Origin of the sequence: Pedobacter sp. Bi27 (assembly GCF_918698255.1) — a bacterium.
Classification (GTDB): Bacteria; Bacteroidota; Bacteroidia; order Sphingobacteriales; family Sphingobacteriaceae; genus Pedobacter.
Genome location: NZ_CAKKMW010000001.1, coordinates 1 through 24,951, shown reverse-complemented (window position 1 = coordinate 24,951; position 24,951 = coordinate 1). Strand labels below are relative to the sequence as shown.

The window sequence follows — 24,951 nt, the reverse complement described above, 5'->3', positions numbered from 1 at the left end:
ATTTAATGACCCCGCATTATTTTCTTAAACATTTTAAAATAACCAACCCCAAAACCCAACCTAACCGCGTTGTTTTGGCATGTGCGTTTTTTTTAATTACTGCTCCGTTTTTTGTTTCTGCTCAACCAGCTGCTCAGAAAACCAATCAGGTAGCCGAAAAGGTTACTAAAGTGCTTGGCGCAAAAAAGATCAATACCACCACAGTAGAAGTGTTGCTTTCTGATAATCAACGTTTAACGTTAGATTTTTACAGCGATCATATTTTTCGTCTTTTCGAAGATCCTACAGGAGGTTTTATACGCGATCCGGAAGCAAAACCAGAAGCCAAAATTTTAGTCGAAAACCCACGCAGGCCAGTTTCAAAACTGGATATTAAAGATGAGCATAATCAACTGTTCATATCTACCGGTAAGATTACCGTTCTTTTCGATAAAAATACTTCGCTGATCAAAATTATCAACCTTGCTACACAAGCCGTTGCTGTGGAAGAATTAGCACCGATTCAGTTCGAAAAAGGAAAAGTAACCCTTAGCTTAAAGGAAAATCCACAGGAGTATTTTTATGGTGGCGGCGTACAGAACGGCCGTTTTTCTCACAAAGGAAAAACCATTTCTATCGAAAACCAAAACAGCTGGACGGATGGGGGAGTAGCTTCACCAACACCTTATTATTGGTCTACTAATGGTTATGCTGTAATGTGGTATACCTTCAGTAAAGGAAATTACAATTTTGGTGCTAAAGAAAAAGGATTGGTAAAATTGGCACATGAAACCGATTACCTGGATGCTTTTTTTATGATTAACGATGGTGCGGTACCCTTATTGAACGATTTTTATCAGCTTACCGGAAATCCGATTTTGTTGCCAAAATTTGGTTTCTACCAAGGACATTTAAACGCTTACAACCGCGATTTTTGGAAAGAAGACGAAAAAGGAACTTTATTTGAAGATGGTAAACGTTACAAAGAAAGTCAGAAAGATAATGGCGGTATAAAAGAGTCGCTTAACGGTGAAAAAAATAATTATCAGTTTTCAGCACGTGCGGTGATCGACCGTTATAAAAAACACGATATGCCATTGGGCTGGGTACTTCCAAATGATGGTTATGGTGCAGGTTATGGTCAAACCGAAACATTGGATGGCAACATTCAGAACCTAAAGAGTTTTGGCGATTATGCCCGTAAAAACGGCGTGGAAATTGGGCTTTGGACACAATCTGATCTTCACCCTAAAGCAGAAGTAAGTCCGTTATTGCAGCGCGATATTATTAAAGAAGCGAGAGATGCAGGCGTTCGTGTATTAAAAACCGATGTAGCATGGGTTGGTGCCGGTTATTCATTCGGATTGAATGGTGTTGCCGATGTAGCCCAGATTATGCCTTATTATGGCAATAGTAGCCGCCCGTTTATCATTTCGTTAGATGGCTGGGCAGGTACCCAACGTTATGCCGGTATTTGGTCGGGTGATCAAACAGGTGGTGTTTGGGAATATATCCGTTTCCACATTCCTACCTATTTAGGTTCTGGTTTATCTGGTCAACCGAATATTACTTCCGATATGGATGGTATTTTTGGTGGTAAAAATCTAACCATCAATACCCGCGATTTCCAATGGAAAACCTTTACACCAATGGAATTAAACATGGACGGTTGGGGCGCTAACGAAAAATATCCACATGCATTGGGCGAGCCCGTAGCTTCGATTAACCGCAACTATTTAAAACTGAAATCGGAGTTGATGCCCTATACTTATAGCGTAGCTAGAGAAGCAGTTACCGGATTGCCCATGATCAGGGCAATGTTTCTGGAATATCCAAATGCCTATACCAAAGGTACTTCAACACAATATCAATACCTCTACGGACCTTCTTTCTTAGTGGCGCCAATTTATCAGGCTACAAAATCAGACGAAAAAGGTAACGATATCCGCAATGGTATTTATTTACCAGAGGGAACATGGATTGATTATTTCACCGGAGAAAAATATACTGGAAACAGCATTCTCAACAGTTTTGACTCGCCGTTATGGAAATTGCCTGTTTTTGTGAAAAATGGCGCCATTATTCCGATGACGAATCCGAATAACAATGTTTCTGAAATCAATAAGGCAAACCGTATTTATGAATTATATCCTTTTGGAAAAACTTCATTTACAGAATATGATGATGACGGTGCAACAGAAGCCTATAAATTAGGAAAAGGTGCTTCCACTTTAATCGAATCAGCACTAGATCAAAAAAACAGTGTCCTGGTTACCATTCATCCTGCAAAGGGCGATTTCGATGGCTTTGTGAAAGAAAAAACAACCGAATTCGTAATTAACGTTACCGAAAAACCAAAAAGGTTAACGGCAAAAGTTGGGAACAGTAAAATAAAATTATCAGAAGTAAACTCTAAAGATGAGTTTTTAAAACAGTCTAACGTTTATTTCTACGATGCAGCCCCGAACTTAAACCGTTTTGCTACAAAAGGAAGCGAGTTTGAAAAAGTGGCAATGGTTAAAAACCCGCAATTGTTGGTTAAACTTCAATCTACCGATATTACGATCAATCCGGTAATACTTAGTATAGGCGGTTTTAAATTTGAGCCTCTAGATAAACAACGGGTATCAACAGGTAAATTAACTGCTCCTGTTAATGCAAAGGTGAGTGATAAAAACAGAGAAGCCTATACGCTTAACCCAAGCTGGAGTAAAGTGAGCAATGCCGATTTTTATGAGATCGATTTTAACGATATGCATTATACTACTATCCGAGATACTGCTTTGTTGTTTGATGGTTTATTGGCCGAAACAGCTTACAGTTTTAAACTGCGTGCAGTAAATAAAGATGGTTATTCTGAGTGGACCGAAATTAAAGCAACTACTAAAACCAATCCTTTAGAGTTTGCTATTCAGGGTATTGTTGCCGAAACTACGGTAGAAAATCAAGGAGGTTCTGGTATCAATAAATTGTTCGATTATGATGAAGGTAATACCTGGCATACCAAATGGGGTGTTAAAGCAGTTCCTTTTGATATGATCATTGATCTGAAATCGATCAACCAACTTGATAAATTCCACTACCTGCCACGCACGGGAAGAGGAAACGGAATTTTATTAAAAGGTAAAGTGTTTTATAGCAATAATAAAGAAAGCTGGACAGAAGCTGGTGCATTTGAATGGGCCAATAACGACGAAATTAAAATATTTAATTTCACAGCACATCCTGCTGCACGGTACATCAAAATTGCTGTTGCTGAAGGTGTAGGTGGTTTCGGTTCAGGTAGAGAGCTGTATGTATTTAAAGTTCCTGGTACCGAAAGTTATCTTCCGGGCGATATCAATAACGACCGTTTAATTGATAAGAACGATTTGACTTCTTACATCAATTATACGGGTTTAAGAAAAGGTGATGCTGATTTTGAAGGTTATATCAGCAATGGCGATATCAATAAAAACAATTTGATTGATGCCTACGATATTTCAGTTGTGGCTACACAACTTGAAGGAGGTATAAAAAAAGCTAAAATTGATAAAGTTGCAGGTAAACTGGAAATCAATACCGCTAAACAAGCTTACAACAAAGATGAAATCATCGAAATTAAAGTAAAAGGAATAAACCTGAAATCAGTAAATGCTTTAAGTTTTGCCCTGCCATACAATGCACAGGATTATGATTTTGTAAGTGTTCAGTCTTTAAATACCAAACAGATGGATAACCTGACCAACGATCGCCTGCATACCAGTGGCGCAAAGGTTTTGTATCCAACCTTTGTAAACATAGGCAACAAAGATGCTTTAAACGAAACTTCCGATCTGTTTATCCTGAAATTAAAGGCAAAACGTAAACTACAGTTCGGGCTTAAGATTAGTGAAGGCATTTTAGTAGATAAGAATCTCAATTCAGTTAAATTTTAGTTAGTAGTAGTTAGTTTTGCGAAGAGGTCGGTTTTTAACCGGCCTCTTTTTTATTGGCACTAACCTGAACACAAGAATAGATTCGTTAATAAGTTTGCAAATTGTATCTTTACAACTCGTCTATTTCAAAAGAGACAGGGTTTAGCTAGGCATTCTCCCATCAAATTTTGTTGTTCAACTATGAGATTAATTAGTCTAACTTGTTTTCTTCTACAATTTTTTTTCCTCTTTACTCATGTTAAAGCGCAGGTATCCCATGTCGATAAACGGCCTGTAATAGCAGGCCATTATGTAATTAAAACATACGGCATAAATGAAGGACTCCCTTCAAAAAACACAACAGCTGCCTTAAAAGATAAAAGGGGATTTATATGGGTAGGTACCGAAAACGGTTTGTGTAAGTTTGATGGTTATTCTTTTAAAATTTATGTAAATATCCCCGGCGATACAACATCGCTAACCAATAACTATATCAATGCTGTTGTAGAAGACCAGAATGGTGCTTTCTGGGTGGCTACCATGAACGGTTTAAATAAATTCGACCCTGTAACAGAGAAGTTTCAGCGTTTTTATCATCAAGAAAACAAAAGAACATCGTTGAGCAATAATAAAATATGGTCGCTACTCATTGATAAAACAAATAAGCTCTGGATAGGTACCGACGATGGTTTTAACCTTTTTAACAAAAACTCAGCATCTTTTACAGTTTATCAGCCCGACATTAAAAATCCAAATGCCATTAAAGGGAAATCGGTTAATGCCATTGCAGAAGATAAAGAAGGAAATTTATGGTTAGGCAATTGGAGCAAAGGACTAAATAAATTTGATAAAAAGACACGTCGCTTTACCAATTACATACAAAAGGAAATAGCGGGCGAAAAAAATCCGAACGATATCTGGACACTTAGTATAGATGCCGATGGCATGATATGGGTTGGTTGCTATTGGAAAGGCGATCTGTTCAGATTCGATCCGAAAACAGGGAAATTCAACACCTACAGTAGTAAAGGCACTGGTAACACTTCAGTATTTAGTGTATTAAATTTAGGCGCAAAAAAAATGCTGGTTGGCGGAAACTCCGGATTATTTTGGGTAAACACCGAATTAAATAAATGGGAGAAAATAGAAGAACTCGAATTTTTTGCCAATGGAGGTCTCTACCGCGATAAAACAGGAATGATATGGATTTGTGGTAAAAATGGCCTCAGTAAAATAGACTTTAACCAATATAAATTTAATTTTATTTCCCTTCCTTTTGGGCAGGCCGACATCAAATCCATCATCAGTTATGGTAAGGATTTTTGGGTAGGCACAAACAAAGGTTTGTTTAAATATAATCCCGATAATCGTTCAGTAATTAAGCTGCTGCATACCAGTAATGCAAATAGTTTATCGAGCTCTGATATTATTAACCTATCTACCGATTTAAATGGCAGGCTCTGGGTGTTGGGCGAAAATGGTTTCGACCTTTATGAGGAGAAAGAGCATAAATTTGTTCACCATCATCACCGTTCGGCACTTGGTAGTTTTTTTAACGAAGATGTTTTTAGAGATTTAATTGAAGTAAACAATAACGAATATTATTTGGCTACCGATGCTGGTTTGAAAGTGTATAACGAAAAAACCGGCAGTTATACACATTACTTTAACGACCCTAAAAACCAGGCTTCACTGAGTAATAACCATTTGTACTGCCTTTTAAAAGATGCGCAGGGCAATGTTTGGATCGGGACATATGGGAGTGGACTCAGCCGCTTTAACCCTAAAACCAGAAAGTTTAGCAATTACATGATCGATAATTCAAGAAAAGGTGGCATTAGCAATAACATTGTAAATAGCCTTTATTTGGATTCGCACCAAAATGTTTGGATCTGCACCCGCGATGGATTGAATAAATATGTAGCTAAAACAGATACTTTCGAAATATATTCAAAGCAAAACGGTTTTGCGAGCAATGTTTTTACCGATCTGGTAGAAGACAATAATGGCAGGTTATGGGTAACAACCGAACAGGGGATTTCACTCTTTGATCCTGTGAACAAAATGGTGAAAAATTACGATGAGAAAGACGGCGTTTATGCCAATGCCGCTATCTGTAAAAATGAAAAAGGAGAAATTTACCTGGCAGGAAGTAAAGGAATCGTTTACTTTAATCCACAGCAGCTAAAATATAATAAAACGGCTCCCGCGGTTTATTTTTCCGATTTTTCTATTTTTAATAAATTAATTCTGCCGGGTGATGATTCTCCTTTAAAATTACCGGTGTACATGACTAAGGAGATTATTTTGCCCTACAGCCAAAGTGTGCTTTCTTTTGGTTTTGTAGCACTTAATTATACACTTTCCGAAAAAAACAAGTATGCTTATTTTCTCGAGGGTTTCGATAAGAAATGGAATTACAGTGGCAGTGAACATAAAGTTACCTATACCAATTTAAATCCCGGTAAGTATGTGTTAAAGGTAAGGGCATCAAATAACGATGGCATCTGGAATATGGAGGGCAATTCTATCGCAATTACCATTACACCGCCATGGTACCGTACCTGGTGGGCTTTTTGTATTTACGGACTGGCTTTCTTTGGGATGATTTATGCCTATCTTAAATACCGTGAGCATCGCTCAAACCTCGAATTTCAGGTGAAACTGGCCCATGTAGAAAGTGAAAAAGAGAAAGAACTCAGCGAGAAGAAACTTTCTTTTTTTACCAATGTATCGCACGAGTTTCGTACGCCACTTACCCTAATTATCAATCCGGTCAAAGAGCTTTTATACAAGAACGATAAAAATGTTGATACCACTGATTTAAATATTGTTTACAGGAATGCAAAACGGCTTTTAAGTTTGGTAGATCAATTGTTATTGTTCAGAAAAGCAGATACCTATGGCGGAAAATTAAAAGTAGCTCCGGTAAATCTGGTGAGTTTGTGTAAAGAAGTATTCCTTTGCTTTGTGCACCAGGCCATGTCTAAAAATATTGTATTTGAGTTTATATGCGCCGATGAATTGATCCCATTTTATGCTGATAGGGAAAAAATAGAGATTGTGTTTTTTAATCTCCTGGCAAATGCCATAAAATTTACGCCCGAAGGCGGTACGGTTAAAATGATTGTAAAAAGTAACCAGGAAAATATAAATGTGCTTATAGAAGATACAGGCTGTGGTATTACCAGCTTTGCAGGAGAAAAACTCTATGAAAAATTTTATCAGGATCCGGGAAATAAATCAGCAAAAGGAGGTTTTGGTATTGGTTTGTACCTGGCTAAGAATTTTATAGAAATGCATGGCGGAACGATAAGTTATGCCAGTGTTGAAAATAAAGGCACGGCGTTTAATATTGCTTTATTAAAAGGAATAAGCCATTTTAAAGATGCGGTAATTTTGCAGGAGGAACTGATAGATACCGATTCATCGATATTTAAAGAGCTAATAGAGGATGAAATAACGGCAAATAATATTGTAAAAGCAGCAGAAGAACCATTGATTGATAGTCAGCTCGCTGTGGATTTAAAAACACTTTTGATTATTGATGATAACGTTGAGATCAGAGAATACCTGAAACAGGTTTTCAGAATGGATTACCACCTTTATGAAGCGAGCAACGGAGAAGACGGGTACGATATGGTAAAAGAACTATTGCCCGATATTGTGATATGTGACGTAATGATGGATGGTATAACCGGGATAGAACTTTGTAGTAAAATAAAAGAAGATGTAGCCGTTTCTCATATTCCTATTATCCTGTTAACCGCTATTTCTGCGCCAGAGGTTAAACTTAAAGGAATAGAAGGCGGGGCCGATGATTACATTAGTAAACCTTTTGATAAAGATTTTTTAAAAGCGAGGGTAGCCAGTATACTAAAGAGTAAAAATGCGCTGCAAAAATACTTTTATAACGAGATTACCCTCAATTCGAACAGCACCAAAATCTCTGCAGAATACAAAGAGTTTTTGGATAACTGTATCCGTATTGTAGAAGAACACCTGATCGATCCCGATTTTAATATCGATATACTTACTGCTGCTATCGGTATGTCGAGATCTAATCTTTACCGCAAAATAAAATCCATTTCTGGTCAGTCAGCGAATGGCTTTATCCGTTTCATCAGGTTGAGGAAAGCTGCCGAAATTTTTATCAATACCGATAAAACCATTCAGGAAACTTCTTACTTGGTGGGTATTAACGATCCGAAATATTTTAGAGAGCAGTTTTATAAGCTCTTTAACATGAACCCATCGCAGTACATTAAAAAATTCCGCAAGCCGTTTTCCAATAACATTAATACCACAGTTAAAAAAGGTAAATAGCAAGTAGCCATTCATCTGTTATTTTTAATAATCGGCCTCAAAGCATTGTTTTGGGGCTTTTTCGGTTTGTTTACCCCTCTAATTTGGACTGTTTGTACCCCTTAGGAGTTGTTTGTTGGCGCTAATTTAGCCTTCTAATAAAGCAGTGCTATAATCGCAATTCCGACAGAGGGTTCTGTTGGGTAGGTTATAAAATTGATCTGCTAACCAAATATTAAACTTGCAAACCAATATGAGAAGAAAAGTTCTGAAAGGATTTTTGCCAAAATTCTTTACAATTAAAACACTGGCATTTCTATTTATCGTATCCATCAGTTTACCGGCAATGGCATCTTTAGTTTCTGATAAAACAGGGATAAAGAGTCAGCTTAAAGAAATTGTGATAACAGGTACGGTAACAAACGAAACTGGCGCTACATTTCCAGGTGTAGCGATTAAAATTAAGGGAACAGAAAAAGCAGTGCAAACAGATGTGAATGGTAAATACAGCATCAATGTTTCGGCTAAAACTGACATACTTATTTTTTCATTTGTAGGCTATACCAACCAGGAGCAAGCGGTTGGTGATAGAACAACCATTAATGTTCAGCTTAGTGCCGATACCAAAACGCTAAATGAATTAGTGGTTGTTGGGTATGGAACACAGAAAAAAGCAACATTAACCGGTTCAATCTCGCAGGTAAAAGGAGCCGACCTGGTTAAGAGTCCGCAACCGAATTTATCCAATTCATTAGCCGGCCGGTTTTCTGGGGTGGTAATTAACAATAGGAGCGGTGAGCCGGGTTTTGATGGCTCAAACATCACCATCAGGGGTTTGGCTACAACCGGGAGCAACAGTGTATTAGTTGTTGTAGATGGAATACCCGGACAAATTGGTGGTCTGGAACGCCTAGATCCAAATGATATTGAAAGCGTTTCGGTATTAAAAGATGCCTCTGCCGCTATTTATGGTAACAGGGCAGCCAACGGTGTAATTTTAGTGACTACGAAAAGGGGAAAAACAGGTAAACCTACTATCAATTATAGTTTTAACCAGGGGTTTAGCTCGCCAACAAGATTACCTAAAATGGCTGATGCGACAACCTATGCACAGATTATGAATGAAATTAGTTTCGATTCAAATCCCGCAGGCGGCCTTAATCAGTCGTACACTGCAGATCAGATTGAGAAATTTCGCAATGGCTCCGACCCATTGTTATATCCCAATACTGATTGGATTGACCAAACCTTAGAAAAAACTGCGCTGCAAAGCCAACACAGTCTTTCTATTAACGGGGGCAGCGAGGATGTAAAATACTACATGTCGTTAGGTACTGTTTCTCAAGATGGTTTGTATAAAAATGGGGTAACCAAATACAATCAGTATAATTTCCGCACAAATATAGATGCCAACGTTTCTAAATACCTTAAAGTTGGCTTATCGGTATCAGGCAGGCAAGAAGACCGTCTGTTTCCTCAGGTAGGGGCTGGCGATGTTTTCAGATCCATTTATAGGGCAAAACCTATTGTATCGGCCTATTATCCAAATGGTTTACCAACAACCGGTATCGAAAATGCAAATCCAGCCGTACAGGTTACAGATATAGGCGGAACAAATAAATCACCAACGCAGGTTTTAAATGGTATTTTAAGGGCTAGTTTTATTATTCCTGGAGTAAAGGGTCTTTCTGTTGATGGTTTCTTTTCTGCTGATAAATCCAATGTATTTACCAAAAGCTTCAGCAAACCATATCTACTCTACCAATACGATCCTTCATCTAAAAACTATAATAGTGTAATTGTTGGTGGCAATAACCAAAAAGCTACCTTGACCGAAAGCCATAAAAATGAATCGTTGCTTACCACAAATATCAAACTAAATTATGCACGTAAGTTTAACCTGCATGATATTAATGCTTTTGTGGGTTACGAACAAAGCGAAAATCATTTAGAATATTTCGATGCACAACGTTTTAATTTCCTTTCTACTTCTTTGCCTGAACTTTCTCAGGGAGGTACTGCCGCTACGGATTTCTTAAACTCAGGTTATAGCACAAATTATAACCGCCGTAGTATAATTAGTCGTTTGGCTTACAGTTACGATGATAAATACCTTTTTGAAGGGCAGTTGCGCGTAGATGGGTCATCAATTTTTCCTCAGGGCAAACAATATGGTTATTTTCCTTCAGTTTCTGCTGGGTGGGTAATCTCAAGAGAAAAGTGGTTTAACGAAAACGTTAAATTTGTTGATAATTTAAAAATCCGTGCTTCATATGGAGCGCTTGGTAACGATAACGTAAATGGTTTCCAGTACTTTGATAATTATGTTCTTGTTGGAAATGGATTTGTAGCCCAAAGCCCAGGTGCAACATCATCAACCATACAGCCGGGCGTAAATTTAGTTAAACTTGCAAACCCGAATATTACCTGGGAAGTAGCCAAAAAACTTGATATCGGTTTCAATGCCGTTATATTTAAAAACTTCAGTATCGAAGCCATCTATTTTCAACAAAAAAGATCTGATATCTTGGCCACCCGTAATGCATCATTGCCAGGTTCTTCAGGAATTGTAAACCCTTTCGGTTCTGACCCGCTGGTACCTTCGGAAAATATTGGTAAAGTTAATAATACTGGTTTTGAAGCTACTTTAGGTTATAACCATAATGGCGAAAACTTTAAATGGAATGCATCAGGCAATATCACTTACGCAAAAAGCAAGGTAATTTTTATTGATGAAGCCAGCGGTACACTAGATTATCAACGCCAAACCGGCAGACCATTAAATGCTAATCTACTTTACAATAGCATTGGCATATTCAGAACTCAACAAGAGTTAGATGCTTACCCACATGTAAGTGGCGCTAAAATAGGCGATCTTAAATACCTCGATTATAATAATGATGGCAAAATAACGGCCGATGACCAAACCAGAACGCCATATAGTAATATCCCTCAGATTACTTATGGTTTTACACTTGGCGCATCTTATAAAAACTTTGATGTATCGATGGTGTTGGCTGGACAAACACAGGTAAGCCAATATGTTTTGCCAGAATCTGGTAGTATCGGTAACTTTTACAGCAGTTGGGCCGATAACAGATTTAGTGCATCTAATCCGAACGGAACTTACCCAAGGGTAACTGACCGTGCTTCGAATGCCATTAGCGGTGGGCAGTTTAACAATACTTTTTGGTTAAATGATGCCTCATTCTTAAGGCTAAAAAATGTAGAAATTGCCTATAACATTAAGGCCAGTTTCTTAGAACGGATCAATGTTTCGGGATTAAGGCTTTATGCGAGTGCATTTAACTTGTTCACCATTTCCAAAGTAAAAGACTACGATCCTGAAGGAACCAGTGGCAGTGGGCAGTTTTATCCACAGCAACGCATTATTAATTTGGGCGCCAATATTAAATTCTAACATCATGAAGAACAAATCAATATATATATCACTTTTAGGCCTGTCTCTTATCTCAACGGGTATTGTAGGCTGTAAAAAAGATTTTTTAAATGTAGAACCAACAGATCGGATCTCTACAGCTTCAATAGAAACCGATACGGCTGTTTTTGAAGCCTATGTAACCAACCGTTATATCGCCAGTAGATTGCAGGATAAGGAGGGCGACGGTTCTTCACCGGGTTTCGGCAGAGGTTTTGAATATAGCATGTGGAGCTCATTTACGGATGAATCTATTTATAATAATGATGATGCCACCTGGTTGATCCAAAGAGGACAGCTGGCACCTGAAAATTTAGGCAGTGCGGGTGTATATTGGGGCAGGAGCTACAAAAGCATCAGAGAATGTAATTACGGTCTGGAGGTACTTGGTAAAATTGGCATGAGTGCGGTACATAAAAAACAGCTTGCGGCCGAACTTAAATTTGTCAGGGCTTTCCGTTATCAGGATCTGATCCGGAATTATGGTGGTGTCGTTTTAATGGGCGATAAGGTAACGAACCTGACCGACAATTTACAGGATCCGGCATTGTTTCAACGGGCCTCAATTAAAGAATCTATAGATTATGTAACGGCACAGCTAGACCAGGCTGCAGCAGATTTACCTTTGGATAATAGCAGTAGTTGGATGGTAGGAAGGGCAACAAAAGGCGCTGCACTTGCGCTAAAATCCCGCTTACTTTTATATGCTGCTAGTCCGTTGTATAATGCTGGTACCTGGCAGGCAGCTGTTACGGCAGCGCAGGCAGTTATTTCGCTAAATAAATATGGAATTTACACGGGCGGTTATGGAAATTTATTCTTAACTGACCAAAGCAATGAAATTATTTTCGCGAGGTTGTTTACAAAAAATGCGAACCATACCCATTTAGAAATTGCCAACGGACCAAACGGTTATGGCGGCTGGGCTGGTAATACGCCTTTGCAAAACCTGGTAGATGATTACGAAATGGCCAACGGTAAAGCCATTACCGATCCTACATCTGGTTACGATAACAACGAACCATACAAAGGTCGTGATCCTCGTTTTGCAGCCACTATTTTATACAATGGTGCAGCATATCGCGAGCGTAATGTAGAAACCTTTATTCCGGGAGGAAAAGATAGTAAAGATGGAAATGATAACTGGAATACAACCAAAACTGGTTATTACCTTAAAAAATTTATGAATGATGCTTATCCATTGCAAAACCCTTGGGGTAATGCAGGGTTTCAGCCTTGGATTTATTTTAGATATGCAGAAATTTTGCTTAATTATGCAGAAGCTGCAAACGAAGCTTATGGCCCTGATGCTGTTCCTTCCGGATCAACAATGTCGGCAAGGCAAGCTATTAATATGGTAAGGGCAAGACCAGGAGTGAATATGCCTGAATTGGCCGTTGGGCTTACCCAAACACAAATGCGCGATGCGGTTCGTTATGAGCGTAGGGTAGAGCTTGCTTTCGAAGAACATCGTTTTTATGATGTAAGAAGATGGAAAATTGCCGATGTAACCGAAAACAAACCTGCTGCTGGAATGATTATTACCAAAACGGGTACTACATTTACTTATACACCTAAAGTTGCTTTAGACGGGCGTAAGTTTGAAACCAAACATTATTGGTTACCAATACCTAGGGCCGAAATTTTAGCTTCAGGCGGTAAATTGCAGCAAAACCCTGGTTATTAATAAGACAACTTAACCATCAATGATAAAGTATTATAAACAAATCGGCTACTTTCTTACTAGCATTTCCTTGTTTTGCTCTGGTAGTGCTGCGGCCCAGCAAACTGTAAAGATTGAAATTGACCCATTGGTTCAATTTCAAACAATAGAAGGTTTCGGGGCATCTGATGCCTGGACTTGTCAATTTGCTGGATTATGGCCTGCAGAGAAAAAGGATAAGATGGCCGATTTGCTTTTTAGTACCCAAATTACAAAAACGGGTCAGCCCCTGGGTATTGGCCTTAATATGTGGCGTTTCAGTATTGGTGGCGGCAGTGCCGCCCAAGGTAAGGCAAGCGATATTGGCGACGAATGGCGTCGCCAATACGCTTTTCTGCAACCCGATGGTAGTTATGATTGGAATGCGATGCCAGGGCAAACCTGGTTTTTAAAGGCCGCTAAAACCCGTGGCGTAAAACAGTTTATCGGCTTTGTAAACAGTCCGCATGTGCTTTTTACCAAAAACGGTAAAGCTTATTCTAGCGATGGTAACTGCAACCTGAATTTTGATAAACTTCCCGATTTTTCAGCCGATATGGTAGCCACAATTAAAGGGCTGAAAAAAACTACAGGAATCGAATTGGATTACCTTAGTCCGGCAAATGAGCCACAGTGGAAATGGAATGAGCACAATCAGGAAGGTTGTCCCTATAACAATACTGAACTTGCTCAGCTTTATAAAGGCGTAAATGATGCATTCGCGAAAAATCAGATCAAAACCAAAATACAGATAGGAGAGGCCGGCCAGCTCGATTATTTATACGATAATGGAAACACGGCAAAGGGAAATCAGGTCTATCAGTTCTTTAATCCTTCATCTCCGAATTATGTCGGCAACTTATCCAATATTGATCAATCTATTTCTGGTCATAGCTATTTTACCACAAGTCCTGAACAAAAACTTATAAATACCCGAAAAAAAACAGCTGAAGCAGTAGCCCAGATAAAAGGTTTAAGGTATTGGATGTCTGAATATTGTGTGCTGGGTGACGATGTGCTTAAAGGCGAAGGGCGTGATTTGGGCATGGTAACAGCCCTTTTTATTGCGAAGTTGATCCACCATGACCTCGTTTTATCAAATGCTACATCATGGCAGTGGTGGTTAGCCGTATCGACTGGTGATTATAAAGATGGGCTGGTATATATCGATAAAAATAAAACAGACGGAAGGGTGTACGATAGTAAAATGTTATGGGCTTTAGGCAATTATAGCCGTTTTATCAAAGAAGGTAGTAAACGTGTTGGGGTTAGTATAATAAACGGAAAAGAAAACCAGATTTACATATCAGCATATCTGGATAATAGCAATCTGGTTACTGTAGCCGTTAATACTAGTGAGCAAGATATCAACCTGGATCTGGAAATAAAAGGAAGTAAACCAAATGTGGTGCAAACCTATGTTACATCTGCAGCATATAATTTATCACCATATAAGCAATATAAAAGTAACCAGGGTATTAGGGTTCCGGCTAAATCTATTACCACAATAGTAAGTAAGTAAACCCAGTTTGGGGATGCTTGAATATCCAAAAATTTAATCCTTTTCCAATTTTGTTCTCTGGAACAAAGCACCTTATCTATGTAGGGAAAGGAAAACTGTGCATATAATTTTATAAAACATAAATACACATCTTCATGAAACATACCTTCAAATACACCATTTTTAAGGTAATTTTAATTACTTGTTTTGCCAGCTTAGGTGCTTTTGCACAGGCTCAGCACACTTTTAAACTTGCAGACTCTGTTTTTCTGCTTGATAATAAGCCTTTTCAAATAATATCCGGCGAAATGCATTACCCCCGCATACCAAGAGAAGCCTGGCGCGATAGAATGAAAATGGCTAAAGCGATGGGCTTAAATACCATTGGCACTTATGTATTTTGGAATGTACATGAGCCTCAAAAAGATAAATTCGATTTCTTGGGCAATAATGATATTGCCGAATTTGTGCGCATTGCAAAAGAAGAAGGATTATGGGTATTGCTTCGTCCTAGTCCATATGTATGTGCCGAATGGGAATTTGGCGGTTATCCATTTTGGTTGCAGAACATTAAAGGTTTACAGGTAAGGAGTAAAGAAGCACAATATTTAAAAGAATATAAAGAATACCTTACAGAGATTGGTAAACGGTTAGCGCCATTGCAGATTAACCATGGTGGCAACATCTTAATGGTACAGGTAGAAAACGAGTATGGTTCTTATGGAAATGACAAGGAATACCTGAAGATCAATACTCAGCTCTTTAAAGATGCCGGTTTTGACGGCGTACTTTCTACCTGCGATCCTGTTCCTGCATTAGAAGGTGGTCATTTAGCGGGTCTGCTTCCAGGTGTAAACGGCATCGATAATCCTGCGCAGATCAGAACATTGATCAATAAATATAACAATGGTACCGGACCTTACTTTGTACCAGAATGGTATCCGGCCTGGTTTGATTGGTGGGGTACAAAACATCATCAGGTAGACCCAAAAACGTATGTCAATAAATTAGATACTGTACTTAAAGGAGGGATTTCCATTAACATGTATATGTTTCATGGCGGTACAACCAGAGGTTTTATGAATGGGGCAAATTATAACGATTCTACAGCTTACGAACCGCAGATTAGTAGTTATGATTATGATGCACCTTTAGATGAGGCAGGTAATGCGACACCAAAATTTATGCTTTTCCGCGAAGCGATTAAAAAGAATTTGCCTGCAAACCAAAAGCTTCCTGTTGTACCTGCTGCCAAGCCGGCAGCTGCATTGCCTGTAATTACTTTTACCAAATCAACAGACATCTTCAACCTGGTTGGCAAGCCTCAATTAAGTGAAAAACCATTAACCTTCGAAGCCCTTAACCAACCTTATGGTTTTGTATTGTACAGCAGCACAATCAAAGGTGGACGCAAAGGCGTAATTAAAATCAGCGAGTTGCGCGATTATGGCCTGGTATATATCAATAAAAAACTTGTTGGTGTTTTAGATAGAAGGCTTTACCAAGATAGTTTAATAGTTAATCTTCCTGCCGGCAATGTACAACTGGATATTTTAGTAGAAAACATGGGTAGAATTAATTTTGGTCCTTACCTGCTTAAAAATAATAAGGGGATAACCAAGAGCGTAACGTTCAACGGTACTGAGATTAAATCGTGGAAAATGTACCCACTGCCGTTTGATAAAATAGATGCCCAAAAAACACAGCCTAAAGTAAATAGCCAATCTGCGGCGGCCCTTAAATCGGCATCCTTTAATTTAACCAAAGTTGCCGATACTTATTTAGATATGCGCAAATGGGGCAAAGGCGTGGTTTGGGTTAACGGACATAATTTGGGGAAATATTGGGGCATTGGACCTCAACAAACCATTTATTTGCCAGCAGAATGGTTAAAAAAAGGAAAGAATGAAATTGTAGTTTTCGAACTGCTTAAACCTACACAGCATACATTAACCAGTTTAGATAAAGCTATTTTAAATGAGTTAAAAAATAAATAACATTTCGATTTTCTTCTGGTTAACGCCTCACTAACCAAATATTAAATCATTACCTATGAAAATTAAAACGTCAATTGCAACAATGGCCGTTATATTAAGCGTATGCTTAATGGGCTGTGAAAAAAAAGAACTAACAGAAACTCCGCTCGAAATTGAAAAAACGGAGGTCACGGATGCTCAAAAAGCAGCTGCAGAATCGGTTGGTGCTGCGGGTATTGCAGGTGTAAATTGGGCAGATGGCCGCGATAATTTTGTTGACGGCTGGGTAATCCCCTCAGGCTTAACCGCTGGTGATGATTATACCACTGTATCAGCTAAAGCAAATGCGATATTAACGGGTTTCCAAAATAACATGCCAGGTGTAAATACGGTAAGGTTACCAATTAACCCGCCAAGTGTATCCGATTCGTGGTGGGGCGCATATACCGGGGCAATAGATCGCGCTTTAAGTAAAAACATGAAGGTTATACTTGCTTGTTGGGAGAGTGCATCCTCCCATAATGGTACTATCGATGACACGACTCAGTTTTGGGCCATGTGGCAAACCGTAGTTAATAAATATGGAAGTAATGCAAACGTATATTTCGAACCCATGAATGAGCCCTATGGTTATACATTGGCCCAATTAACCACTATTTATGCTGAATGGCTTTCCCGTTACCCCAATGTAAGCAAAGGCCGGATTCTTTTAGGTGGTACGGGCTATTCGGAAAATGTAACAGCTGTTGGTGCAGATAGCCGATTTTCGAGCTGCCTCTTATCCCTGCATAATTATGCATTTTGGGCTACCAGAACACAATCGGCTTGGGAAGCCGACTGGCGAAGCCGTTTTGGTAGTTATGCAAACCGTACCGTGGTTACCGAATATGGTGCAGCCATGACTACGGGTAAAAATTATACCGGTTCGGTTGGTAGCGATAATGAAATTGCCTATATAGTTGGTTCTACCAATGTATTTAGAACCGATAAAGTTGCCAGTGTGTACTGGCCAGGGCTTAGAGATAACGACAGTTACAGTATTCAGAACCGTGGCGGAAGCGGAACAAATATTACCTTAACAACTACCAATCAATCGGGGTTAACCCGCATCAGATATGGTTGGGGTTTATAATAAGATTTAAGCAAAAGAGATTGTACCATAAATATAGATTTGTCATCCTGAGCTTGTTGAAGGATTTGCTTAAATACTATTTAAGTTGTTTCGGCAAGCTCAACATGACAGCATCGGAGGTGAAATCGCCTTTATGATACAATCTCTTTTGCTTTATCACGATAAACATAGTTAATTGCCAAAAATCTCATCTGGAAATGGTACTGCTTTTCCAGTCACTTTTTCTGCAGGCATTTGTGCCCCGCGTTCTTTTAAGGTTTTGCCTAAAAATATGGCTAATTCCGCGCAAACGTTTGATATTTTGATATTGTCAATCTATGCTTTTATCGTATTGGAATATTAACAAGATGTAATTAGGTTATTTGTTTGATCATGAAAAACGAGGGTAGATGCAAATAAGTTTTGGGGTGTTAAAACATCATTTTTATGTTATATGTCAGTTTTAATAACAAAGAGGTAGGAAAAGTAAATAAATAATAAAATTTCTGATTGTATTTAACAACATGATCTCTAAAGATTTAACGCTGTTTTGTTTAATTAATGTTAAGTTTTTATTAAATAGATTGACTTTGTTCTTTGCGGGAATGAATTTAATTTCTAACTTCGCAGCCTCGAAAGGGACAAAATGATTCCGTAGCTCAGCTGGTAGAGCATTACACTTTTAATGTAGTGGTCCTGGGTTCGAATCCCAGCGGGATCACAGAAAGCTTCACAGAAATGTGAGGCTTTTTTGTTTTACTCCCGCTTGGATTCGAACAGAAGCGCCGGCCTGGGTTCGATTTGTAAAAGGCTCAGGGCTGAGTTCGGGATTTTGCAGGCTGAGCCAATCCCAGCGGGATCACGGCAAAGACTATTAAAAAGTATAAAGCCCAGCAATCGCACGATTAACAGGGTTTTTGCTTTTAGGGGAGAATATTCAAAATATCTATGAGATCCCATATAAAGTATGCGTTATCCATATGTTTTAAAACGCTCCCAGTTCGAATTAAAGTGTTGCTGTTCAGTGTATTGTATTACGGGTATCTTGTGCAGATAAAATGCAAGCTAATTTTTTTAATTTTAATGTTATCGTTATAAACCAATTTTTAGCGCGCTTAATTTCCGTACAATTTAAAATTAAGATGATCGAATTATTCATGAATTAAGTTTGGTCACAAAAACTGGTGTGTTGGTGTAATTTTTTTGTGGCTATTTTTTCAAAAATGGTAATTCGCTACTTCTAAACAACAATTTAGAAAAATCTAAATCAACAATTAAACATGTACAGCTATGTCTCTCAAAACTTTTACAACTTTTTCCGCCTATTCCAGTTTTATTCCCTGTCAACATCTTCTAAACAGGAATAATATTTTGGGGATTTTTAGTTGCCCAGTCCAAACCGATCAATAGAAGTAAAGCAGGCTTAGGTTGTCAAATAGAACTGGATTTAACCTGTTTTTATATCGTTTACCGATTGATCTGCTTACTCCCGGTTTCGTCCAGATCTAAACTAACATGGATTTGTTTAATTCTGCACTTATCAGGGTACCTATACTACTGATCATTATCGGTTTATGTAACCCTTTAACATCCTCCAGAAATACCAATCACGGCTGAGGAGCGCACAACGGATTTGCATGAGGTGAAATGAACAGACTTCTTCTTAAAAAGTAGAAGGGCTGACCTTGCATCTGATAGTGAAATACAAACAGCTAAACGCACAAGATGGGCAGGCAACAAAGCTGTATTAAGCATACTTTCTGCATTAGAAAAATCGAAATAAACGATCAATTTAAAAAATAAAAAAATGAAATACAGTTGCGCTCTTTTAATGATGCTTTTGCCAATTTTTGCTTTAGCACAATCGCAAACAGGTACCCGAAATGATGCTGGTATAACCGGTAATGAGGGTGCAACTTCTGGTTTTTTTGAAACCTCTGCCCCTGTAAACTACCCCGCTGGAGCCTCCAGTTGGTGGCATTTACTAGATGTTAGACACAGTAATGGTAATAACAACTATGCGATGCAGTTTGCCGGGAGTTTTTTTGATCAAAACCTTTACTTCCGCAAAACAAATTCCAACGGCGCGCAACCCTGGTTTAAAGTACTTACTGATGATGGCAATGGACAACTGAACTTTAATAATCTGCGGGTAACCAGTTCAGGTACTCATATTGATATTGTTAACGCCCCTTATAATGGACAGTTAGAGATTCAGGCAAACACCGGTAGCCGCTCAACGGTGAGTGGCGCACAGTTAGAGTTTATTATTCCTGCAAATACAGATGGCTCCAATTTTTGGGGGCAGGCCAGAATTATCACAGTGGCAGGCAACCAAAACAATGGTGATGCCACAGGAAAGATGATATTGGGTACCAGGAGATCTTTTTCAAAATCGCCGGGGGTAAATGGTTGGGCGTATGGTGATGATCTTGTGATTGATGGTGCAGGTAACATTGGCATGGGAACACTTCTCCCAAAAGAAAAACTCTCCGTTAATGGAAACATCCGTGCAAAAGAGATTAAGGTAGAAATTGCCAATTGGCCAGATTATGTTTTTGAGGAAAGCTATGATGTTGGAACGTTGAAAGGATTGGAAAGCTACGTTAAAACAAATAAACACCTGCCCGAAATGCCTTCTACAAAAGAAATTGAAGCAAATGGAATAGCGGTTAGTGAAATGTTCAAGCTACAACAGAAAAAGATAGAAGAGCTAACCTTACATCTTATTGAGTTAAGCAAAAAAGTTGAAGTTCAGGATGCATATATTAAAACGCTAAATAAAAAAGTAAAGTAATCAGCGGTACATCTGTTCGAAATCTGGAATCCAATACCTTTTTTAAATTTTAAACCAAAACCAAATCAATGAAAACTTTATTACTCTCACTCCTGACTTTCAGCGAGCATCGCCCTATCTAATCACAGATTAAAATATTTTAATAATGAGAATTGAAAATAAGATTTTAAAAACAGCTGTACTACTTTTGCTTATCGGTTTGCATAAAGTAAATGCTCAGACTCCTGTCGAAGGAGGTGTAAGCACATTTTTGCCAAAAGTTATACCACCTTCCCCTACAGCCGCCTCGTTAGGGAAATATGGGGATATACCAGTTGGCGAATATACGGGTACAGCAAGTATTAATATTCCAGTTCATGTAGTTTCAATTGGTAAATACTCTTTACCAATTACATTGAATTATTCTTCATCCGGACTAAAAGTAGAAGAAAAATCGAGTTGGGTAGGCTTGGGCTGGTCGCTTAGTGCCGGTGGCGTTATCACAAGGTCTGTGCATGGTAAGGCTGATGAAAAACCAATGGGTTATTGGGCCCTTGGGAACAAGACAGATGCACAATTATTCAATGTTGAAGAGGGACAGCCTTTACCTGGTTCATCAGTAAGTAGTCCTGTTTGGAACGGAGGTTATGACTTGGAACCAGATATTTTTTATTACAATTTTGCAGGTAAATCAGGGAAGTTTGTTATGGATGCAGGTGCTGGACACAATGCCCATTGTATTAACTATAAAAATTTGAAAATTGAACACAATAATTCTTTAAGTAGCTTTACCATTACAGATGATGATGGTTCAATTTACCTATTTGATGCATTAGAAAGCAGCACAAGTGACGGGAACACTTTTACTTCAGCTTGGTATTTATCTAAAATTACTACATCTGCAGGCGAAATAGTTTTTACTTATAGCAGCGTGAACGAGTTTAGTAGCGGTGTACAAAAATCAGAAGTTGATTATACTAATCTTTCCCCCGCCTATCAGGCGAATAAAGAGGCTTCGTCATCGGCATCGTCTATTGAAATTGAGGGAAAGGTACTACAACAAATTGATGCTTTTGGCCAAAAGGTTAAATTTTACACCTCTAAAAATAGGCTCGATATACCTTTGAGTTCGGTACTTGATTATATAACCGTTGAGGATTATAACGGAGTTATTACTAAGAAATTTACATTTGGCCATAGTTATTTTGGGGATGTGAATTCAATGAGGTCGAATAAGAGTGATGATGTTAGGCTAAAACTTGATAATTTTAATGAAATTTCTACTGTAGATGGTGCAGTATTAAAATCACACCTTTTTGAGTATTATTCACCAGAAGCAGTGCCAGCAATAGATTCTAAATCACAAGATTATTGGGGATATTACAATGGAGTGCAAAATAGTACACTTTTAGTAAAAGTGGATCCTCTGGATTATGCACCTGCAGACAAAATTATTCCTGGGGGGAATCGAGACTCGAATCCCAGTCGGGCAATGACTGGAGTGCTTAAATCAATAACTTACCCAACCGGAGGCTCTTCGACGTTCGTTTATGAGGGAAATGATTGCGGTTTCGCTGATGTGGGAGGAGAAAATAAAATACCACATGGTGTTAGTGCCATAGCAGTAAAATCATCCGCTGTAAATATACCTATCGCTAAAGCAACATTCTCTCTTATAACGAATCAAAAACTGTATTTCAATGTAAATGGGAAATATACAGGCCCTGCGCCGGTTGAGAATGGTCCCAGTGTTTTTATTAATTTAATTAACAGTGATGGGAGCAAAACGGTAAAGCTTTCAAGGTATATGGTTAATAATAATACCACCGAATACATTAATCTTGATGCGGGAGATTACGAACTGATCTCAAGTGTAGATGGAACAGGACAAACAATGTCTGCGCAGATGAACTACATTACCTATGGAGAACCATTTAAAAAAATACCCATAGGTGGACTTAGAATTAAGCAAATAATCAATTTAGATCCGGTAACAGGCTTAAAAAGTTCGGAAAACTTCAGCTACGTAATGAAAGATGACCCAGATCGGTCCTCAGGGGTAGTAATGTCAAACCTAAGATTTGTTGATTTTGATCATGGATACATCGTTAGAACCTCATATTCTTCTAATTATTTAGGTACAACGCAGGGAAGCAATGTTGGCTATAAAATGGTAACATCTTATACAACTTCAGTCGATGTATCTGCTTTATCATTTGGAAAAAAAGAGTCCTATTACACCACCGCCCCTGTTAATTTGTTTGGACAAACATACGGACTTGTAAATGGCTATTTAACAAATACAAATGTACCGTCGACCACGCTGGTTACTGATTTTGATGTTTATAGAGGATTTCTTACTAAAGAATTAATTTACAACAGTCAAAACGTTGCTGTTAAGGAAACTTCTCATAATTATAACTTCGATGAATCCTTAAGCTCTAGTTCTCCTAACTATTTTGATCTTCCAGTAAAAAAAGGATATAATTTTACGATATGTACGGGTGGCTGTCCATCAGGGCCTGCTAATCTTTCTAACTTATTAAAAGCAAAAATAATATGTCGTTGGATTTATAAAACGAGCACTATTGAAAAAAGCTTTGACGTAAATGGTTTAAATCCTGTCGAAAATTCTACATCCTATTACTACGAGAACCCTGTTCATGCGCAAACAACAAAAATCGAAACAAGAGACAGTAAAGGACATTTGATAACAACGGTAAATAAATATCCACAAGATGACTTTACAGATTTAACTTCAATAGCAGAAACCGCAAGACAATCTTTAATTTCCAAACATATTATTAACCCAATTTTGCAACAAAGTATTTTTAGGGATGGTACTCTTATTGAAAAAACGCTAAATAATTATAAAAATTGGTCTGCGTCTATTGTCGAGCCGGAAACAATTTACAAGCAAAACGGTGCTTATACTTTAGATGCTCGGATTCAGTTTTACAATTACGATTACTTAGGAAATCTTTTAGAATGGAGTATGTCTAATGGGCCAAAGGAAATCTATTTGTGGGGGTACAACAAGCAATATCCTGTAGCTAAAATTACTAATACGGATTATGCAACGGTAAGTAGTCTTATAAATCAGGCTTTATTGGATAACCCAAATGATGACAATACTTTAAGGACTTATTTAAACACACTTAGGGCCGCTTTACCTAATTCATTTATTAATACTTATACCTACAAACCATTGGTCGGCATGACCAGCCAGACCGACGCCAAAGGTATGACCACCTATTATGAATATGATGCCTTCCAGCGTTTAAAGGCTGTTAAAGACCAGAACGGCAATATCTTAAAACAAACCGACTACCACTATAAAAACTAACGCCTCTATGAAACAACATCTAAAACATTTTTGCGCTGCAGCAGCATTTCTGCTGTTCTGCAGCCGCTCTTCCGCCCAAAAGGTTATATCAGCCTATAACGGAGAAAGCGAGATCAGCGCACCATTGAGTGTAACCCTGACCGATGGTTTCCATACTACCGGTCCTGTGCGCATTTTTACCACAGGGCTGAGCTATGTAAACTGCGTACCCTTTATATCGGCAGCGAGCAGTGGCCAGAACTACATCAGTACGAGGATATTCAAACAGCCGGGCATGGATCCGAACAATCTTTCAGGTCGTACAAGCTGCGAGGTAAATGAAACCATCCAGTATTTCGATGGCCTCGGGAGACCGCTGCAAACGATACAGGTTCAGGGCAGCCCGGGTTTCAGGGATATTGTACAGCCTGTTGCTTACGATGCCTTTGGCCGCGAAGCGATAAAGTACCAGCCATACGCAGCACTGACCGGAACAGCAGGGAATTACCGCCCGGGTGCACTTACCGATCAGGCGGGTTTTTACAGTTCCCCTACAGGCGGGATAAAGGCGACTGCCTTTCCATTTGCAGAAACGGTGTTCGAAGCCTCACCCCTGAACAGGGTACTACAGCAGGGCGCTCCAGGTGAAGCCTGGCAGATCAGCGGGGGGCATACTATAAAGGCAGCGTACGGCACGAACCTTGAAAACGAGGTGAAGCTTTGGGTAATCAATGGTACTGATAATGGCGCAGCAGCAACGGTTTACGGACCAGGCAAACTGTACAAAACCATCAGTAAGGACGAAAACTGGGTACCAGGCGACCTGAAAGCGGGTACTACAGAAGAATTCAAGGATTTTGAAGGCCGCGTGGTGCTGAAACGGATCTGGGAAACAGATGGCAAAAGCCTCAGCACCTATTATGTTTATGATGACCTGGGCG

General features: G+C 38.8%; 10 protein-coding genes and 1 tRNA gene. All 11 read left to right on the top strand.

What is annotated here, in order from left to right; translation table 11 throughout:
* Positions 1-5 precede the first annotated feature (5 nt).
* On the top strand, positions 6-3,896 hold the full coding sequence (locus tag LQ227_RS00055; RefSeq protein WP_230147671.1) for a TIM-barrel domain-containing protein: 3,891 nt from the start codon (positions 6-8) through the stop codon (positions 3,894-3,896).
* Between the two features lie 180 nt (positions 3,897-4,076).
* Positions 4,077-8,201 (top strand): two-component regulator propeller domain-containing protein, encoded by a 4,125-nt coding sequence (locus LQ227_RS00050; protein WP_230147669.1) that lies wholly within the window; start codon positions 4,077-4,079, stop codon positions 8,199-8,201.
* 232 nt (positions 8,202-8,433) lie between these two features.
* On the top strand, positions 8,434-11,601 hold the full coding sequence (locus LQ227_RS00045) for a TonB-dependent receptor (RefSeq protein WP_230147667.1): 3,168 nt from the start codon (positions 8,434-8,436) through the stop codon (positions 11,599-11,601).
* A gap of 4 nt (positions 11,602-11,605) precedes the next feature.
* Positions 11,606-13,306, top strand: a complete 1,701-nt coding sequence (locus LQ227_RS00040) for a RagB/SusD family nutrient uptake outer membrane protein (RefSeq protein WP_230147665.1) — start codon at positions 11,606-11,608, stop codon at positions 13,304-13,306.
* A 19-nt stretch (positions 13,307-13,325) separates the two neighbouring features.
* Positions 13,326-14,843 (top strand): glycoside hydrolase, encoded by a 1,518-nt coding sequence (locus tag LQ227_RS00035; protein WP_230147663.1) that lies wholly within the window; start codon positions 13,326-13,328, stop codon positions 14,841-14,843.
* A 134-nt stretch (positions 14,844-14,977) separates the two neighbouring features.
* Complete coding sequence (locus LQ227_RS00030; protein WP_230147661.1) at positions 14,978-16,819, top strand: beta-galactosidase family protein; 1,842 nt, start codon at positions 14,978-14,980, stop codon at positions 16,817-16,819.
* 55 nt (positions 16,820-16,874) lie between these two features.
* Positions 16,875-17,930, top strand: a complete 1,056-nt coding sequence (locus LQ227_RS00025; protein WP_230144294.1) for a cellulase family glycosylhydrolase — start codon at positions 16,875-16,877, stop codon at positions 17,928-17,930.
* A gap of 627 nt (positions 17,931-18,557) precedes the next feature.
* A tRNA-Lys gene (locus LQ227_RS00020) sits at positions 18,558-18,630 on the top strand.
* A 1,086-nt stretch (positions 18,631-19,716) separates the two neighbouring features.
* Positions 19,717-20,706: a hypothetical protein gene (locus LQ227_RS00015; RefSeq protein WP_230147659.1), complete on the top strand. Its 990-nt coding sequence runs from the start codon at positions 19,717-19,719 to the stop codon at positions 20,704-20,706.
* Between the two features lie 145 nt (positions 20,707-20,851).
* Positions 20,852-24,031: a hypothetical protein gene (locus LQ227_RS00010; protein WP_230147657.1), complete on the top strand. Its 3,180-nt coding sequence runs from the start codon at positions 20,852-20,854 to the stop codon at positions 24,029-24,031.
* A gap of 7 nt (positions 24,032-24,038) precedes the next feature.
* Positions 24,039-24,951, top strand: a 913-nt coding sequence (locus LQ227_RS00005; RefSeq protein ID WP_230147655.1) for a DUF6443 domain-containing protein, incomplete at its 3' end; no start/stop codon positions are given.

Excerpts from the sequence above, each read along its gene's own strand:
- LQ227_RS00035 (WP_230147663.1), top strand. The coding sequence starts at position 13,326 with ATGATAAAGTATTATAAACAAATCGGCTACTTTCTTACTAGCATTTCC.
- LQ227_RS00055 (WP_230147671.1), top strand. The coding sequence starts at position 6 with ATGACCCCGCATTATTTTCTTAAACATTTTAAAATAACCAACCCCAAA.
- LQ227_RS00030 (WP_230147661.1), top strand. The coding sequence starts at position 14,978 with ATGAAACATACCTTCAAATACACCATTTTTAAGGTAATTTTAATTACT.
- LQ227_RS00045 (WP_230147667.1), top strand. The coding sequence starts at position 8,434 with ATGAGAAGAAAAGTTCTGAAAGGATTTTTGCCAAAATTCTTTACAATT.
- LQ227_RS00015 (WP_230147659.1), top strand. The coding sequence starts at position 19,717 with ATGAAATACAGTTGCGCTCTTTTAATGATGCTTTTGCCAATTTTTGCT.
- LQ227_RS00010 (WP_230147657.1), top strand. The coding sequence starts at position 20,852 with ATGAGAATTGAAAATAAGATTTTAAAAACAGCTGTACTACTTTTGCTT.
- LQ227_RS00025 (WP_230144294.1), top strand. The coding sequence starts at position 16,875 with ATGAAAATTAAAACGTCAATTGCAACAATGGCCGTTATATTAAGCGTA.
- LQ227_RS00050 (WP_230147669.1), top strand. The coding sequence starts at position 4,077 with ATGAGATTAATTAGTCTAACTTGTTTTCTTCTACAATTTTTTTTCCTC.
- LQ227_RS00040 (WP_230147665.1), top strand. The coding sequence starts at position 11,606 with ATGAAGAACAAATCAATATATATATCACTTTTAGGCCTGTCTCTTATC.